The sequence below is a fragment of the Agrobacterium sp. RAC06 genome, from assembly GCF_001713475.1.
Classification (GTDB): domain Bacteria; phylum Pseudomonadota; class Alphaproteobacteria; order Rhizobiales; family Rhizobiaceae; genus Allorhizobium.
In genome coordinates this window covers 1,340,763-1,357,048 of record NZ_CP016499.1, presented here as the reverse complement: position 1 = coordinate 1,357,048, position 16,286 = coordinate 1,340,763, and the positions used below count along the sequence as shown (strand labels likewise).

Below are 16,286 nucleotides of genomic sequence, written 5' to 3'. Positions count from 1 at the left end.
GTGAACCCAGGCGTGCTCAGTGCTCTACCGTCCGCGGGTCACGCTGCAGGCTGGGCCGTCTGTTTGCGGACATACCTGGAATAGGCCCAGATAATTGCGACCACGCCCACGATCAGCCCGATCGACAGCAGCGGCCTGACGGCGAACCAGCCGATCGCAATGACCGTTACGCCGACCGCGATCGCCAGGACGAACGAAATCAGACCCGTCCCGAAGCCGATCAGGGTGCCTACGAACGGAATGACGTCACCGATCACGCTGAAGATCCGCAGGATCAGGGCAAAGCCGACGAACAAACCCAGGATCCCCGCTGCCCTGATAACCCAGGTCAGAATGACGTTTTCGGTCTGGCTGTCGGCGAACATCTTGTCCGAGGTTTCGCGGCCAGCGGCGAGCAGGAAGAGCGTGTAGCCATTTTCCGTGGTGTATTCGGCCAGGCGATCGCCACGCTGCATGGCCACGACGCTGACTTCGGGCAGCACGATCTTCTCGAAGCGGATCCGGGTGTCCCCGACCTCCGGCGCCTTCTCATCGGCGCCGAAATAAAGCGCCTGCGTGACGGCACGGCCTTCGCCGGGATAGCCGAGGGCTTCGGAAGCCTCGGCTGCCGTTTCAGCGGTGATCGGCAAGGCTTGCCGCGTGCCAGCCGAGGCAATCTGCGAGCCTTCCACACTGAAGGCACCCAGTTTCGCCGTCTCCACCAGCGTTTCCGTCGACGGCAGCCAGAATTCGGGGTTCTCATGCCCCGCAGATTCCTGGAATTTCGAGGAGTCCTGCGCATCCCCACTCCATTCCCTGGAATAGGTGTAGGTGGTCACGGTTTCTTCGCCGCCGCCCAGCTTCTTCTCGGTCTTACTGCTTTTTTCCTCGACCCACTGATACATCTCGACCTTGCGAGCCAGGCCAATCACGCCGCTCGCGCTGATTCCCGTGTCCGGGTCGACGACGTCAGCCTCCGGAACCACGCCGCTTTCGATATGCACCAGCTTGCCATCGAGCGCAGGGTCTATCCGCGCTGCATCGGTGCTGACGACGATCGACTGGCCTTCCACCAGCGACTCATACGTCGCGACCGATCGCCCTTCGTTCCAGAGCAGCGCGACGATTGCCACGATGACGAGAATGAAGCCGAATATGGCCCCCATCAGTGCCCCACCCAGACGAGAAAACCAAGATGTCGATGTCCTTGTTACCACATTCATGGCATCCCCCATTGCCTAGCGCCCTTACCGAGTTGCGAGTTTCTAGCAAGTTTTGTTGCCAGGGAAAGTTCTTATCTTGGGGGGATCGAAGGCGGGGCAGAACGTATTGCACATCCTCCGCCAGAGGGATCAGCCTCACGCAGGAGACTGATCCAAAAAGCAGACTGTTCTGGCCGGCGAACCAGTGACGTCGGGAATGGCTTAAGCCGCTTTCCAGTCGAAGGGCAGGGGGGCCTCGCGGAAGGCGAAGCGGTCAAGGTGGCTGGCCACCACGCCCTGATAGGTTTCGAGCTTTCCGGCATCTTCGGTCTCGATCGTGACCGTCAGGCTCGATGCATCGCTGTGCATGGATGCTGTTGCCTCGGGAAACTTCACCACGGCCTTGTGGTTCTGCTCGTCGAGCTCGACCTCGAGCTTGTGGGACCAGTGCTTGCAGAGCTGCTGCAGATATTTCCAGCCGTTTTCGGTGGAAACGGTTGTCGTCGTTGTTGCCATGATCAAAGCCTTTCGATCTTGCCGACCGCCTCGTCCAGAATGCGGGCGACCTCCAATTGCGTCTCGCGCGTGGTCGTTTCGCGCGACAGACAGTCGTGCAGGGCCTGCTTCAGGTTGTGCATGGCGCGACGCACCGGGGCTGCATCGGTTCTTTCGCTGACTTTTGCAAGGGCCGTCAGGCGTCCCATCGCGGTCGCGACCTCGTCGGCCCGCTCTGCGAGATGTGTCCGGCCGGCTTCGGTGATGGTCATCACCTTGCGCGGGCCGTCGCTCTCATGCTCTTCCGCGAGCCCCATGTCGAGAAGCAGCGTCATGGTCGGATAGACGACGCCGGGCGAAGGGGCATAGGCACCGCCCGACAGGCTCTCGATCTCGCGGATCAGGTCATAGCCGTGACGCGGCTGGTCCTCGACCAGCTTCAAGAGAACGAGGCGCAGCTCGCCGCCGTCGAACATACGGCGGCGTTCGCCACGCCCTCTGGGGCCGCCGAAAGGCCCGCCCTGGGGGCCGCCATTGCGCATAGCATGCATCGCCTGGCGAAAGGCGTGGAAGGGATTGCCGCATTCGCCGCGGCCGCTCTGGGAATGTCTCATGATCATCTCTCGTTCTGTTTGAATTGCATCTAAGATATATCTTAGATCGGACGATGCAAGGCCCGGCCATAAAAATCTCTCCGGGGTCATGCTGGTCCGGCTTGTGCGCGAGGACTAAGATCGCAAGAGGAATCGCTGAGGAGGGCGTCGATGAGCGAGAAGCGGCACGAATACCAAGTCACGGTCACCTGGCAGGGCAATGCCGGCACAGGCACCTCCGGCTACCGCGACTATGGACGTGATCATCTGATCTCGGCGGAAGGCAAGCCGGATATTCTCGGCTCCGCCGATCCGGCCTTTCGCGGCGATCCCAAGCGCTGGAACCCGGAAGATCTCTTTCTCGCCTCGCTGTCGGCCTGCCACAAGCTTTGGTATCTGCACTTCTGCGCCGTCTCCGGCGTCATTGTGATCGCTTATGAAGACCATGCCGAAGGTGTCATGGAAATGGATGCCAATGGTACGGGGCGCTTTACCGATGTCGTGCTTCGCCCCACCGTTACCATCAAGCGTGGCACCTTTCCGGAACTCGCGCTGGACCTTCATGGCGACGCGCACGAGAAGTGTTTCATTGCCAATTCGGTGAATTTCCCTGTGCGCTGCGAGGCGAAGATCGTCGAGGCGTGAAAGGTGAGGGCGGGGCAGGTATTGCCCGACGGAAGCTCTCCCGTCGACCACCTATATCGTCATGCAACGGGAAGACCTGCGAGGAGACCTGATGGTACAATTGCAGACGGCGAACCTGACGCTCGCTCCTTGTCGCTCGAGTGACGCTGCCGATTTCATCGCGCTGGAACGCGACCCGGACGTGATGCGCTTTCTGAACGGCGGCGCGGTCGATCACCAGAAGATCGATCCGGAGCAAGCGCCGTTCCTGATGCCGAGAGGCACGGAACCCTATGTGTGGACTGCACGCATGACGACCGACGGCGCGTTTGTCGGATGGTTCTGTCTGTTTCCGGAAACGGAGATGATCGCCGAGATCGGCTATCGCCTGCGCCGAGCGTGCTGGGGCCAGGGACTGGCGCCGGAAGGAGCCTCGGCGCTTGTCACATGGGGCTTCACCAGCGGTGGCTACGAAAAAATCGTGGCAACCACGATGGCCGTGAACCAGGGTTCGCGACGGGTGATGGAAAAAATCGGCATGAAACACACGCGCACGGAGTTTGCCGATTTTGCCGATCCCATCCCGGGTTCCGAACACGGCGATGTCTGGTACGAACTGACGCGCGGCGAATTTCTGGCGCGCTGAGATTCAGGCTCCTATCAGACACCTGCCGGCAGGAAGGAAATTCCTGCCGGACACCATTCTGCCGTTTCTGCCGGCCGCTGCGCTTGCTGCCTTACTGGAATGCCGTCTCGAAGAAGCTTCTGAGCTTGCGGGAATGCAGCTTCTCGGTCGGCATGGCGCCGAGCTTTTCCAGCGCCCGGATGCCGATCTGCAGATGCTGGCTGACCTGGGTCTTGTAGAAGGCCGTCGCCATGCCCGGCAGTTTCAGCTCGCCATGCAGCGGCTTGTCGGACACACAGAGCAGCGTGCCGTAGGGCACGCGGAAGCGGAAGCCGTTGGCGGCGATGGTGGCCGATTCCATGTCGAGTGCGATGGCGCGTGCCTGGGACAGCCGCTTTACCGGGCCGCGCTGGTCGCGCAGTTCCCAGTTGCGGTTGTCGATCGTGGCGACCGTGCCTGTGCGCATGATGCGCTTCAGCTCGAAGCCCTCATAGCCGGTGATCTCCTCGACCGCATCTTCCAGCGCCAGCTGCACTTCTGACAGAGCGGGGATCGGCACCCAGACCGGCAGATCGTCGTCGAGCACGTGGTCCTCGCGCATATAGGCATGCGCGAGCACGTAGTCGCCGAGCCGCTGGCTGTTGCGAAGTCCGGCGCAATGGCCGAGCATCAGCCAGGCATGCGGCCGTAGTACTGCGATATGGTCGGTGATTGTCTTGGCATTGGAAGGACCGACGCCGATATTGACGACCGTGATGCCGCCGTGCCCCTTCTTTTTCAGATGATAGGCCGGCATCTGCGGCAGGCGTCCAAGGGCGACACCTTCGATCGGTTCGGAATGGCCCGAAGGGGTGAGAATGTTGCCGGGCTCGACGAAGGCCGTGTAGTCGCTGTTTCCGTCCGCCATCAGCTTGCGGGCATAGGCGCAGAACTCGTCCACATAGAATTGGTAGTTCGTGAACAGCACGAAGTTCTGGAAATGCGATGCGCTCGTCGCGGTATAATGCGACAGGCGCGCTAGCGAATAATCGATGCGCTGTGCCGTAAACGGGGCCAGCGGATGCGGTTCGCCGGGCAAGGGCTCGTATTCGCCATTGGCGATCTCGTCATCGGTAACAGTGAGATCAGGCGTATCGAAGATGTCGCGCAGCTGCATGTCGACGAGGCCGCCGGCAGACGCCTCGACATGGGCGCCTTCCGCAAAGGCAAAATGCAGCGGAATGGGGGTTGCTGATTCAGACACCGTAATCGGCACCTGATGATTGCGCATCAGAAGCGCCAGCTGTTCCTTCAGATAATGCCGGAAGAGCTGCGGTCGTGTGATCGTCGTGGTGTAGATGCCGGGCGAGGTAACGTGTCCGTAGGAGAGACGGCTGTCGACATGGCCGAAGCTCGTCGTCTCTATGCTGACCTGAGGGTAGAAGGCGCGATATCGACCCTCGATCGGACCGCCCTTGGCCAGAGACGAAAAGGCCTCGATCAGGAAATTTGTATTGCGCTCGTAAAGCGCCGTCAGCGCGTCGACGGCCGCCGTCGCATCTGTGAAGACCTGAGGCGCAAAGGGCTCGGGGCTGATGGAGTTCTGGGGTGCTGGGGACAGGATTCGTGTGTTCATGGCGCATTATAGGAGACGAAATCTGACAAGCAAACGACGTCATGGGGGATGCGTCAAGATTTCTTCGGAGCCGCTTGCGCGCCTGGCTTCGATCAAAAGGTCGGGCGGCAGCTGTTGAGGCCGGTCGGCGCGCAGCTTGCGACGAGACCCGAAGAAAGATGCCGCACGGTCGGCTGAGTGTTGACGACGAGCTGCGCGAACATGAAGGCGAAAAGCGCCATGCTCAAAGAGATGATGGTGAGACGCCGTGCCAGCTTGGCCATGTCCTTGCTCCTTTCCGATCTGTTGAGACCGGTATAGCGGAGCGGGTCTGAATGCTGGCTGAGATGTGGGTTCATCTGGCATTCAGAAGGGTTAACTGAAATGCGGGGCGTCTGGAAATGCCTCTTCCCTCTCTCCGGCTTCTGGACATAATGGAAACCGGCGGGCACCGTCCCGTCCTGCTCTCCTTACCGAATGGCCTCGCCTTTGGTGCACCGTCGCCATGCGCCCCGCCGTCCGGCAACAGGGTTTCACCCATGACAGAAAAACACGACGTCGCCCTCCGGTTTGGGCGCATTGCCGCGACCTTGCCCGTCAAGGACATGGAGCGGGCCCAAGCCTTCTATGTCGATCTGCTTGGATTTCGAAAGGTCTTCGAGAACGGTAGCCCCGTCGGCTTCATGATCCTGCAGCGCGACGACGCCGAACTGCATCTCACGCTTCAAAAGAACCACAAGGCCGCTGACTTCAACATCGCCCACATGATGGTCGAGAATATCGACCGGCTGCATGACCTCGTGCAGCAACGAGGGTTGAAAGTGGTCAAGCGTCTTCAGGACAAGGATTACGGCCTGCGGGCCTTCGTCTTCGAAGATCCCGATGGCAATCGCATCGATGTGGGCCAGCCCCTGTGATCAATCCTTGAATGCAGAAGGGGCGCCGGTTGTAGCCGGCGCCCCTTTGCTATTTTCGAATGTCGATCGCTTCAGAGACGTGTCCAGGTCTGCGTCTTGCAGAGCACGGCCATGACGCACCCCTTCATCTTCAGCGAATTGCCGGAGACGGAGCCGGAGCCCGCATAGGTCTTGTCGGTTTCCGGATCGGTGATCTCGCCCTTGTAGCTGTCGCCGCTGCCGGACATCTTGCCGATCTGCTTGCCGTTGTGCTTGCCGCTCTTCAGCGTCACGCAATAGGCGCCGCCGCACGGTGCGATCTGGGCCGTGGCGCCGGATGCCGTTTTCCAGTTGCCTTCGATGGGCTCGGCGGCCTGGGCTGTGAAGGCCGAAAGCGCAAGGGCTGCCGCAATGATGATGGAACGCATGGTCTGATCTCTCCTCCCGAGATGATGGTCCTCTCCCGTGGTCGGAGACGGTCCTCTCCGCAGCCGTCCAACGGTTAAGAATTATCTTACGCACACGTAAAGGTAAAAGCAATCCGCCGCGAAATGCGAGCGGTGGAAAGCCTCAGATCGCAGCAAATCCTGCACTTTTGCGAAATGCCTTCGGGAAACATGGTGAAAAATCGGTTGATTTGTCAGCGTGAAGCTTTCGTAAATTTTGAGCGGAAATCCTTGGGTTGCAGGGGAAGCGATGCTTAACGGAATCCGAAGTTTACGAAGCTTTTGTACTTTGTTTTCAGCAAATTAAGGATGCATTTTAAGCGAGTTTTGAAGACCGTTTGGCATAGTGAACCCATCAAACGAGCAGGGAAAAACCCCGCCAAACCCAACCGATACGAGAATGACCGGACAAAGATCCGGCGCCGTTTCGGAAGGGCCCGCAAGGGAAAACAGGGACCACCGAGAAACTAGGCAAACAGGGACAAAACCAATGGCACGCTTTGAAATGCACAATTCCGAAAATGCCACGATGGGTGGCGAAACCCGGGCTGATGTCTTCCGCGACATGGGTCTGATGTATGCGACCGGCCGCGGTTGCCCTGTTGACCTGGTGTCGGCACACAAGTGGCTGAACATCGCCGCGATCAAGGGCTGCGACCGCGCCGCCGAGCTTCGCGCCGATCTCGCCCAGACGATGAGCAAGATCCAGCTCGCCGAGGCGCTTCGTGCCGCCCGCGAATGGATGACCATGCACTGACGAATTCCGGCCGCGATCGCGGCAGGAGAATGACAAGAATAACCCTGAGTGGGGAACGTGGCGGGGACCTTTGGACGGGGCCAGGGCCAACACTTTTCAAAGACCGCGACCGGCAGGAACAAGGCCGGCGCGGTCTTTTTCATTGTGGCGAGGTCAGTTGAGCGCCTTCAACACCTTCGGCAGTGCCACTTCGAAAAGGTCGAGATCTTCAGGCAGTCCTGCCGAGACCCGGATGCAACGGTTGAGCGGAGCGACGCCGGGCATGCGGATGAAGACACCGTGCTCCATTAGGCCGTCGACGATGGCCCGGGCATAGACCCCGTCGCGGCCGCAATCGATCGCGACGAAGTTGGTGGCCGAGGACAGGGGGCTAAGACCGTTCGCGGTCGCGATGCTGGCGATCCTGTCCCGTGCCGCCTTGATCCGCCCGACGACGTCGTCGAGATAGGCCTGGTCTGCGAGCGCCGCCAGAGCCGCCTCGGTCGACAGCCGTGGCATGCCGAAATGATTGCGGATCTTGTCGAAGGCCGAGACGGTGCCGGGCGTGCCGATGCCATAGCCGACACGGGCGCCCGCCAGGCCATAGGCCTTGGAAAAGGTGCGCGTGCGGATCACGTTCGGCAGGGCGATCAGCGCATCTGCGCATGGGATCGACCCTTCGGGTGCCGTCTCGCTATAGGCTTCATCGAGGATGAGAAGCGTGGTAGCGGGCAGGGCGCGGGCAAAGGCGACAATGCTGTCTGAATCCCACCAACTTCCCATCGGATTGTCGGGGTTTGCGAAATAGACGAGCGGCGCGTCTTCTTGCTTCACCAATGCGAGCAACGCGTCGAGATCTTCGCGGTCGTCCCGGTAGGGAGCGGTGACCAGGCGCCCGCCAAACCCGTTCACATGAAAATTGAAAGTCGGATAGGCACCGAGCGATGTGACGACAGGCATGCCGGGCTCGATCACCAGCCGGACGATCAGCCCGAGCAGGTCGTCGATGCCTTCGCCGATCACGAAGTTCTCCGGCTTCAGTCCGAGATGCGCGGCGAGCGCCACCTTGAGGGCATGGTTTTCCGGATCATTGTATTTCCAGATCTCGCCTGACTTCTCGGCGATTCTCGCGAGCACGGAAGGTGCCGGGCCGAAGCCGCTTTCGTTTGCGCCGATGCGGGCGCGAACCGCAAGGCCCCGTTGCCGTTCAATGGCTTCGGGACCGACAAAGGGCACGGTTGCGGGGAGCGAGGCGGAGAGGGGCGTGAAGCGTGAGAAGGCGGTCATTGCGAAGCGGCATCCGGAGGTCGAGAGCGATCCGCCCACCATAAGTGCCGCCGCAGCCGAAGCAAGCCGGATCCGCGGCGATCAGACCTCATCTGCCGGCAGAGATTTTCTCAGCGACCGAGGCGCGCACCGTTGCCGTTCTGGAAAGGCTTGAGCGGTGCATTGACGGCGTCGCCAAGCATGAAGTCGGCGCGGACAATCCGGTGCAACATGTGCTCGGAGATCGGTGCAATGAACTTCACGCCGACTCTGTTGCCGTTGCGATAGGCCTCGGCACATCCGATCCGGTCGGCAAGGCCGACGATCTGCAGATAATAATGAGAGGAGAGGCCAATCGCGGTCGTGAGTTCGATCGCTGCGCCGCCTTGCGAAATGTCGACCACTTCGCAGCTGCGGATCGTGATGCCTGTGAGGCCGGGGCGAACCGACATCACCTTGGCCGGCCGGCGGACATAGAAGCGCTCCCATTTGCGCTCGTACATTTCCGAGCGTACCCCAGCCAGATGCGTCGCATTTTCCATCGCCATGACCGGCTCCCCAAACTCTTCTGTCTCCCACTGTGAGCACTAATATTTGCAGTAGCATCAATAAGATCGCTCAAATTTTACCAATACTGAATATTCGGTTTCAACGGACGTCCCGGCAAGCGCAGGCCGCGCTGGCGCCCGCAAGAGGGCGCAAGCGGTGATCAGTCGGCGCGAGATGTCAGTGACTTGTTTCGAAGGAAAGCCTGACGACACGGTGCAGGAATTCGGGGTCGATCAACATGTTGAAGCCGACCGTGACCTTTTCGGCTTCGCGGCGGATCAGCGTGCAGCCGATGTCATCGTGAATGCCGAGGATCTCCAGAAAGAAGTTCGGGGGCACCTGGACATGCGGCGAGACGTCGAGATCGGCGCCATAGAGCGAAATCGTCCGGATGAGGCAGCGCTGCGACCGTGCCATGCTGAGATGGTGGCCGACAAACACGATCTTGCCGGGGCGATCGATCTTGAATTTCTCGAAGATCTGATCCCGAGGGATGTCCGATTTTGCGTCCGGTATCCTCTGCAAGGGCATGTTACCCTCCCACGGTGTCAAGTTAGAATGACATGCTAGCCGATGTCCGTTACCAGATCCTGCATGCAAACCGTAAAATCCAGACGAGCTTTCAAATTGGCAAGATTTGCCAGCTACTTCGTCAGTTGGCTGTTTGTGCCGTTTTTGGTCGGGAATGCCGTAGGTAGCAATCAGCGAGGATGTGCACGCCGTTTACAATGGGCGGTTTCGACCGGCGAGCCCCAGGCCAACTTGACCGCAAACCGCCACAAAGTTAGGCCTTGCTGCATCGCATCGTAGCCGGTCTTCAGGCAACGATTCTGATTTGGACGGCATGCTGCAGGGAGTGCGTCACGTGGCGGAGCGACTGGTGATTATCGGAGCGGGGCAGGCGGGTTTCGCTCTGGCCGCGAAACTGAGGGCGCTGAAGGACGAGCGGCCGATCACCCTTGTCGGCAACGAGCCGGTGCTGCCCTATCAGCGGCCTCCGCTTTCCAAGAAGTATCTGCTCGGCGACATGGACTTCGATCGACTGCTGTTCCGGCCCGAAGCCTGGTATGGCGAGAACGGGGTCGAGATCCGCCTGTCGACGCCGGTCGAAGCGATCGATCGTGACAAGCGCGTGGTCACGCTTTTCGACGGCAGCGAGATCCCTTATGAGACCCTCGCCATCGCCACCGGAGCGACGCCGCGCCGTCTGCCGGCCGCAATCGGCGGTGATCTCGAGGGCGTCTACACGATGCGTGACAAGGCTGATGCCGATCGTCTGGCCGAGGAGATGAAACCGGGCCATCGGCTTCTCATTATCGGCGGCGGTTATATCGGTCTTGAGGCCGCAGCCGTCGCCCGCAAGCTGGGTCTCGACGTCACGCTGATCGAAATGGCGGACCGCATTCTGTCCCGCGTTGCAGCTTCCGACACGGCGGATGCGATCCGCACGATCCACGAAACCGAGGGCGTGCACATCCACGAAAAGACGGGTCTGACCCGTTTGATCGGCGATGAGGGCAGGGTGAAGGCCGCCGAGCTCTCGGACGGCCGCGTCATCAACGTCGACCTCGTCATCGTCGGGATCGGTGTGACCCCAAACGATCGTCTGGCGGGTGATGCCGGTCTTGAGGTTCAGAACGGCATCGCCGTCGACAGTTTTGGCCGCACGAGCGACCCTGCCATCTTCGCCATGGGCGACTGCGCCGTTCAGGCATGGAACGGGGAGCAGGTACGACTCGAATCCGTACAGAATGCGGTGGATCAGGCCGAAGCCGTCGCAGCCGTGATCGCGGGTGGATCCGAGCCCTATCGCCCGAAGCCCTGGTTCTGGTCGGACCAGTATGATGTGAAGCTGCAGATCGCCGGCTTCAATCTGGGCTATGATCAGACGGTGCTCCGCCCCGGTACCCGCGAGGGAAGCCTTTCGATCTGGTATTTCTGCAAGGGCGTCTTCATCGCCGTCGATGCGATCAACGATGCCAAGGCCTATGTGACCGGCAAGAAGCTCCTGGAACTCAGTCGGCCGGTCGATCCTGTCTCGATTGCAGATCCCGCGCTCGACCTGAAGAGCCTGATGGTCTGAGGCCATGAGCCCGCCTTTGGGGCAGGGCAGGGAATGACACAATATAAAGATCAAGGGCCGGACAAAGCCGGCCCTTTTGCAACTTACATCACAATATGACTCACGACGCCGCCGCCCGTTCCAGGATCGGAACGCACATGTCGAGATCATGCGAAGCCAGATGGGCGTAACGCATGGTCATGGTGAGCGTCTGGTGGCCAAGCCACATCTGAACGCGACGGATATCGATCCCGCCCTGAACCAGACGGGATGCGCAGGTATGGCGCAGCACGTGCGGCACAACATCCTTGTCGTCGGCAAAGCCCACCGCATCCTTGGCGTTGTGCCAGGCGATGCGGAAGCGCTGCTGGTCGATCTCGGCAAACGGGCCCGAATATCGACGATCCGACGCTTCAATGGCAGCCAGCGCGCGCTGGGTGAGCGGTACCGAGCGCGAGCGTCCCGATTTTGTCACCCAGAAGGTCACGCGGTCTTTATGTATGTCACCCCAGCGCAGGTTCAGACCCTCGCTCAGGCGGGCGCCGGTATCGACCAGGAAGAGGCAGAACCGGCAATAGAGTTCGGAATGCGCCCGGATTTCGGAAAACAGCAGGTCCTCTTCATCCCTGTCGAGGAAGCGAATGCGACCCGCTTTCTCTTTCTGGCGCTTGAATTCAGGCAGACTGTGAACGTCTCCCATCTTGTTCGCCTTTCGCAGCAGTTTGCTTAAGGCCGCCATCTTTCGGTTGATGGTGGCATTGCTATTACCGCGTTTGCGCAATTTGCCGATCAATTGGTCGAGCATCTCGTCTGAAAAAGCCGAAAAGCTCGGAAAATCAAGGAGATCGTGAAGCTCTCCAATAAAATTGGTTACGTTATATTTGTGGCTGCCATTCATCCACAACAGGTCGCCATATTTGCCGAACAGTTCGCGCAAATTGGTTTCGCGCACCTCGTGCAGGATCGTTCCCTGTCTGTATTGATAATGTACCGAATAATCGGGCACGCCCACAAAGACGTCAAAACCCTTACCGGCCGGCATTTCCACCTGCATGTATCCCCCAAATTTCCCTTTGGCGAGCACGCGAACGGGCTCACCGCCCGTCCCCACAGGCGTAGATATCGTTATAACTTATAAAAAGTATAGTGCAGAACAGCACAAACTTTCGTGTTAAGCCCCTATCGGACTGTCTGAATGGATCGTTCGCGCTCCTTTCTGTTCTGACGAAGAGCCTGACTGATCCTGCCCAAGCCCTTGGCAGAACGCGTATTCAAGCTCATTCCGGAATGCGCGAAGGGTCCGGCTCGTGATGAAGCCGGACCCAACGCATTTTTTCGCTAATCGCTGTGGATTAGAACGAGCGGGTCAGGCGGACGAAGCCGTCCCAGTTGCCGTCAGCAGCGCCGTCGCGATCGAGGTAACGAACGTCAGCCGAAGCTTTCAGGCCGGAAGCGAGAGCGTATTCAACGAGCAGGTCTGCGCCCCACTGGTCAGCATTCGTGAAGCCAACGCTATCCCAGTAAACAACCTGCGGGGTGATCGACAGCTTGTCGGTTGCCTTGAAGGTGTAGGCAGCGCCAACAGTCCACTCGGAAGTGAAGTTGTAACCAACCGACTGACCAGACGCCCAAGCGGCGGCCAAAGCGAAGGTGCCAGGACCAACGTCAGCGGCGACCACGCCGGCGATCGCGCCTTCTTCCGAGCCAAAGTCATAAACGCCGTTCACGGTGACAGTGGCCACGCCGAGCGAAGCGGAACCAACGGCTTCCAGACCAACTTCGTTGCCAGCAAACTGGTCGGAGAGGTCGTCCACGCCGAGCCCGACCGTGAAGGCATCAGCCGAGTAGGTGTAGGAAACGGTGTTGAACTTGGCATTGCCGAAGAAGTCGTCAGACTCACCAGCCAGACCCCAGTCGTCAGCCCAGGTCAGCGAACGACCAACCTTGAAGCCGCCAACAGTAATGTAGGCCTGATCGAGCGTGATGTTAGCGCCTGTGGTCGTTGCGCCCTGGCTATCAGCCTGAATGCGGACGTAGGAACCGATCGTTCCGATTTCCGAGTCGTTCTTGGCGTCGAATGCCAGGCGAGCACGGACTGCGCTATCCCAGGTGTCGTTCGACGGGGTGCCGTAAGGAGCGTTGTTCTCGTTAGCCGAGAGAGTAACGCGGACTTCACCCGAGATCTTGAGGCAGGTTTCGGTGCCGGGGATGTAGAAGTAGCCGGTGCCGAAAGCGTCGCAAACGCGAACGTATTCCATGGGCTCGGGCTCAGCAGCGACGATTGCGTCAGCAGCCTGGGCGCCGGAAACTACAGCGAGAGCTGCAGCGGAGCCGAGAAGAAGGCTCTTGATGTTCATTATTGACCTCCAGTCAAGTTTCGTATGGGTCTGGGTTAATTGGCTGAAGGACAGCATTCCCTGCCCCATCCCCGTCGGTTTCAGAAGACGGACGATCCACCGCCTCGCTTCCGAGGTTGAAAATACAAAACCCCGTCGGTCATGCAATCACCAAAGAGTGGAATGGAGAGAATGTGGTCACCCTTCCACCCGGCCTGTTGCTGAAAGGCCACAAACTCCCTTGCGCCGCCCCATATCCATTTAGGTTTTGTTAAGAAAATCCAAAAAAAACCGCCGCTTACACAGGCTCTTGGGTATGCGGGGCAGGTGTTCGCATGCGGGTGGTCTTCTCATTTTGGCACAGGATTCCGCAAAAAGTTGCATTTAGAACCATGTCGGCTCGCCTCGAAGCTGCATCTTCGACAATGGCAGCTTCAGACCTTAAGCCTGAAAATCGGCAGCAGATGGCCGCCCGAGCGACAGAATCATGTCGTGAGGCGGGAACGATTCGGCTTTTCCTATGAGTGATGGGATCAACACCTGGCATTGGCGACCGCTCGCTAAAATGTTGAGAGCGGAGAAAAGGCCTTGCAATCACTGATTCAAGCAAATAATCAGGCGTCACCGGAGAGGTGGCCGAGTGGTCGAAGGCGCTCCCCTGCTAAGGGAGTATACGTCAAAAGCGTATCGAGGGTTCGAATCCCTTCCTCTCCGCCATTGTTTTACCCCTGCACATCACCATTACACTTTGCATATCGTTCGCACTGTCTCGAGCTTTTGCGCGAGCTTGCGCGCCTGGCTTCCTTCCACAGCTCCGTCAGAAATCCTGTTTCCCGAGACGCGCAACTCGCCGCCGCGTTGCCGACCAGATTCACGCGACACCAGCAAGCAATTGATAATAATAATTAAATTCTGAAATCACCTGGTGCGACCTCTATAATTGACTGGAGGTCAATAATGAACATCAAGAGCCTTCTTCTCGGCTCCGCTGCAGCTCTCGCTGTAGTTTCCGGCGCCCAGGCTGCTGACGCAATCGTCGCTGCTGAGCCCGAGCCCATGGAATACGTTCGCGTTTGCGACGCCTTCGGCACCGGCTACTTCTACATCCCCGGCACCGAAACCTGCCTCAAGATCGGCGGCGAAGTTCGTTTCGCTTACGACTGGAACACCAGCGACACCGTTGCAGCTCGCAACGCTGACGACTTCCAGACCCGCGCCCGTCTCGTAATCGAATCCAAGAACGACTCGGAAGTTGGCACCATCGGTTCCTACATCCGTCTTCAGGGCACGAGCGATGGTTCGCAGGGCGTGACCCTTGACCAGGCTTACATCACCGTTGGCGGCTTCAAGGCTGGTTACTTCCTGACCTGGGCTGACGACATCGGCATCTCCGGCGAAAACGACACGTTCATCGACAACGCGAAGTTTGACTCGGTCAGCTACACCTACTCGGCTGACGCCTTTACCGTTGGTCTCGGCGTTGACGAACTCCGTCAGGCTGACGGCGCATTCGGCATCCAGGGTCTGGCTTCCACGACCCTCGGCGCCGTAACCCTGACCCTCTGGGGCGGCTACGACACCAAGGCTGACGAAGGCTATGTCGTTGGTAAGGGCGCTGCTGCAATCGGCCCGGGCACGTTCGAACTCTACGCTGGTTGGGCTTCCGACCCGTCGGCTTACGTCGGCACCGTTGAGTGGACCGTTGGCGCTGCTTACGGCTTCAAGGCCACCGAAAAGCTGACGATCACCCCGTCTGTCAACTTTGTTGAGCAGTTCAACAACGTCGACTACGTAACCGGTGGCGTTCTGGCTTCCTACGCTGTTGCTTCGGGCCTCAAGGTTGACACCACTGTTGACTACAACAAGGCCGACAGCGGCGAGTGGACCGGCTTCGTTCGCCTGATCCGTTCGTTCTAATTCGATCTCCAGATCGAATAAGGGAAGCCCGGCCTTGTGCCGGGCTTTTCGTTTTTGAAGAGGTTTTGTGACGATCGCTGGTGCGCGATCTGCGGCAGGGTTCAGCTGCCCAGAAACGTGCCGATCGCTTCTGCAAGCCCATTGAGATGCAGCAGCGGAGCATGGCCCTGTCCCTTGGCCTCGACGACCGTGCATTGGGCATGTCGCTGAGCCATGTCATCAGTCGTGGCGCGGGACAGAAGCCGCGAGTGTTCCCCCCGCACCACCATCACTCGCTTGTCCGCAAGCAGCGCAAACTGCGCCCAGAGGTCGGGGAAGGGCTGGCTTAAGTCGGCGGCGCGAAACTGCGCGGCGATGGCTTGGTCAATATCTGCGGTGAGCTTTCCATCGATCTCGCGGTAGAGCGCCTGCGCCATGCCGGCCCAGTCGTCCGGCCTCAGCGCCGGAAACTCTGCGCCATGGGTGGCCTTGAGTATGTCAGCCGCTTCGGCATAACTTGAAGGCGCAGGCCGAGTGCCGAGATAGCCCTGAATTTGCCTCAGCCCCTCCGTCTCCAGCACGGGCCCGATATCGTTGAGCACCAGCCGTTCGATGCGATCCAGATGCGTCATTGCCAGCACATGCAGGATCAAGCCGCCGCGCGAGGTGCCGATGAAGGCGGCGCGGTCGATGCCTAAGGCGTCGAGCACGCTGACAACGTCGCCCGCTTCGACTGGGATTGTGTAGCGCTCCGGCTGCGGGTCCCGATCCGACAGGCCGCGGCCGCGCGAGGAGATCGCAATGATCCGCCGATCATAGGGCGGAGCTGCCAGCATCCGCGCGAGATCTTCGAAATCGAGCACATTGCGTGTGAGCCCAGGCAGGCAGACGATTGGCGTGCCGCCATTGTTTGCGCCATGAATGCGCACATGCAGGTTGAGTCCGTCGGGAACGGTGATGAAGCGGTCGATAACATCGGCCATGCGG

General features: G+C 59.6%; 18 protein-coding genes and 1 tRNA gene. 7 read left to right on the top strand and 12 right to left on the bottom strand.

What is annotated here, in order from left to right; genetic code table 11:
* Nucleotides 1-38: 38 nt before the first annotated feature.
* The 3 genes from BSY240_RS06550 to BSY240_RS06540 all read right to left on the bottom strand — a co-directional run bounded on the left by BSY240_RS06550 (nucleotide 39) and on the right by BSY240_RS06540 (nucleotide 2,290).
* On the bottom strand, nucleotides 39-1,145 hold the full coding sequence (locus tag BSY240_RS06550) for a TMEM43 family protein (RefSeq protein WP_171901552.1): 1,107 nt from the start codon (nucleotides 1,143-1,145) through the stop codon (nucleotides 39-41).
* A gap of 258 nt (nucleotides 1,146-1,403) precedes the next feature.
* Nucleotides 1,404-1,697, bottom strand: a complete 294-nt coding sequence (locus BSY240_RS06545; RefSeq protein ID WP_069041769.1) for a DUF2218 domain-containing protein — start codon at nucleotides 1,695-1,697, stop codon at nucleotides 1,404-1,406.
* 2 nt (nucleotides 1,698-1,699) lie between these two features.
* Nucleotides 1,700-2,290, bottom strand: a complete 591-nt coding sequence (locus BSY240_RS06540; protein WP_069043859.1) for a PadR family transcriptional regulator — start codon at nucleotides 2,288-2,290, stop codon at nucleotides 1,700-1,702.
* 150 nt (nucleotides 2,291-2,440) lie between these two features.
* Between BSY240_RS06540 and BSY240_RS06535 the strand changes: the two genes are divergently transcribed.
* Both BSY240_RS06535 and BSY240_RS06530 read left to right on the top strand, forming a co-directional pair.
* Nucleotides 2,441-2,914 (top strand): OsmC family protein, encoded by a 474-nt coding sequence (locus BSY240_RS06535; protein WP_069041768.1) that lies wholly within the window; start codon nucleotides 2,441-2,443, stop codon nucleotides 2,912-2,914.
* A 91-nt stretch (nucleotides 2,915-3,005) separates the two neighbouring features.
* The gene (locus BSY240_RS06530) at nucleotides 3,006-3,539 is read left to right on the top strand and encodes a GNAT family N-acetyltransferase (RefSeq protein ID WP_083229573.1); all 534 of its coding nucleotides are present in this window, start codon (nucleotides 3,006-3,008) and stop codon (nucleotides 3,537-3,539) included.
* 91 nt (nucleotides 3,540-3,630) lie between these two features.
* On the opposite strand, the gene BSY240_RS06525 is transcribed toward BSY240_RS06530, so the two are convergent.
* Entirely contained in the window at nucleotides 3,631-5,133 is a 1,503-nt protein-coding gene (locus BSY240_RS06525; RefSeq protein WP_054149609.1) for an AMP nucleosidase, read from the bottom strand.
* 92 nt (nucleotides 5,134-5,225) lie between these two features.
* The gene (locus BSY240_RS24095) at nucleotides 5,226-5,396 is read right to left on the bottom strand and encodes a hypothetical protein (RefSeq protein ID WP_153761860.1); all 171 of its coding nucleotides are present in this window, start codon (nucleotides 5,394-5,396) and stop codon (nucleotides 5,226-5,228) included.
* Between the two features lie 255 nt (nucleotides 5,397-5,651).
* Here BSY240_RS24095 and BSY240_RS06520 point away from each other — a divergent pair, with 255 nt between their 5' ends.
* Nucleotides 5,652-6,029, top strand: coding sequence for a glyoxalase superfamily protein (locus BSY240_RS06520; RefSeq protein ID WP_069043857.1), 378 nt, complete (start codon nucleotides 5,652-5,654; stop codon nucleotides 6,027-6,029).
* Nucleotides 6,030-6,100: 71 nt separating this feature from the next.
* Here the strand turns inward: BSY240_RS06520 and BSY240_RS06515 are convergent, their stop codons facing one another.
* The gene (locus BSY240_RS06515; protein ID WP_054149607.1) at nucleotides 6,101-6,436 is read right to left on the bottom strand and encodes a DUF2147 domain-containing protein; all 336 of its coding nucleotides are present in this window, start codon (nucleotides 6,434-6,436) and stop codon (nucleotides 6,101-6,103) included.
* A gap of 508 nt (nucleotides 6,437-6,944) precedes the next feature.
* Between BSY240_RS06515 and BSY240_RS06510 the strand changes: the two genes are divergently transcribed.
* Nucleotides 6,945-7,211 (top strand): SEL1-like repeat protein, encoded by a 267-nt coding sequence (locus BSY240_RS06510; RefSeq protein ID WP_006727350.1) that lies wholly within the window; start codon nucleotides 6,945-6,947, stop codon nucleotides 7,209-7,211.
* Nucleotides 7,212-7,364: 153 nt separating this feature from the next.
* Here the strand turns inward: BSY240_RS06510 and BSY240_RS06505 are convergent, their stop codons facing one another.
* From BSY240_RS06505 to BSY240_RS06495, 3 genes are all read right to left on the bottom strand, one after another.
* Nucleotides 7,365-8,477 carry a pyridoxal phosphate-dependent aminotransferase gene (locus BSY240_RS06505; RefSeq protein ID WP_069043856.1) on the bottom strand — a complete coding sequence of 371 codons (1,113 nt, stop codon included), beginning with the start codon at nucleotides 8,475-8,477 and terminating at the stop codon, nucleotides 7,365-7,367.
* 110 nt (nucleotides 8,478-8,587) lie between these two features.
* Nucleotides 8,588-9,004, bottom strand: coding sequence for a PilZ domain-containing protein (locus BSY240_RS06500; protein ID WP_069041767.1), 417 nt, complete (start codon nucleotides 9,002-9,004; stop codon nucleotides 8,588-8,590).
* A gap of 178 nt (nucleotides 9,005-9,182) precedes the next feature.
* Nucleotides 9,183-9,536 carry a hypothetical protein gene (locus tag BSY240_RS06495; RefSeq protein ID WP_054149604.1) on the bottom strand — a complete coding sequence of 118 codons (354 nt, stop codon included), beginning with the start codon at nucleotides 9,534-9,536 and terminating at the stop codon, nucleotides 9,183-9,185.
* A gap of 334 nt (nucleotides 9,537-9,870) precedes the next feature.
* On the opposite strand from BSY240_RS06495, the gene BSY240_RS06490 reads away from it, so the two are divergent.
* Entirely contained in the window at nucleotides 9,871-11,088 is a 1,218-nt protein-coding gene (locus tag BSY240_RS06490) for an NAD(P)/FAD-dependent oxidoreductase (protein ID WP_069043855.1), read from the top strand.
* Between the two features lie 100 nt (nucleotides 11,089-11,188).
* Here BSY240_RS06490 and BSY240_RS06485 read toward each other — a convergent pair whose 3' ends face one another.
* Together BSY240_RS06485 and BSY240_RS06480 are read right to left on the bottom strand one after the other, a co-directional pair.
* On the bottom strand, nucleotides 11,189-12,121 hold the full coding sequence (locus BSY240_RS06485; RefSeq protein WP_083229572.1) for a tyrosine-type recombinase/integrase: 933 nt from the start codon (nucleotides 12,119-12,121) through the stop codon (nucleotides 11,189-11,191).
* 298 nt (nucleotides 12,122-12,419) lie between these two features.
* The gene (locus BSY240_RS06480; protein WP_069041766.1) at nucleotides 12,420-13,424 is read right to left on the bottom strand and encodes a porin; all 1,005 of its coding nucleotides are present in this window, start codon (nucleotides 13,422-13,424) and stop codon (nucleotides 12,420-12,422) included.
* Between the two features lie 605 nt (nucleotides 13,425-14,029).
* Here BSY240_RS06480 and BSY240_RS06475 point away from each other — a divergent pair.
* Nucleotides 14,030-14,120, top strand: a tRNA-Ser gene (locus tag BSY240_RS06475).
* A gap of 240 nt (nucleotides 14,121-14,360) precedes the next feature.
* Nucleotides 14,361-15,320 carry a porin gene (locus BSY240_RS06470; protein ID WP_069041765.1) on the top strand — a complete coding sequence of 320 codons (960 nt, stop codon included), beginning with the start codon at nucleotides 14,361-14,363 and terminating at the stop codon, nucleotides 15,318-15,320.
* 101 nt (nucleotides 15,321-15,421) lie between these two features.
* Here the strand turns inward: BSY240_RS06470 and BSY240_RS06465 are convergent, their stop codons facing one another.
* Nucleotides 15,422-16,282 carry an alpha/beta fold hydrolase gene (locus BSY240_RS06465; protein ID WP_069041764.1) on the bottom strand — a complete coding sequence of 287 codons (861 nt, stop codon included), beginning with the start codon at nucleotides 16,280-16,282 and terminating at the stop codon, nucleotides 15,422-15,424.
* Between the last annotated feature and the right edge of the window lie 4 nt (nucleotides 16,283-16,286).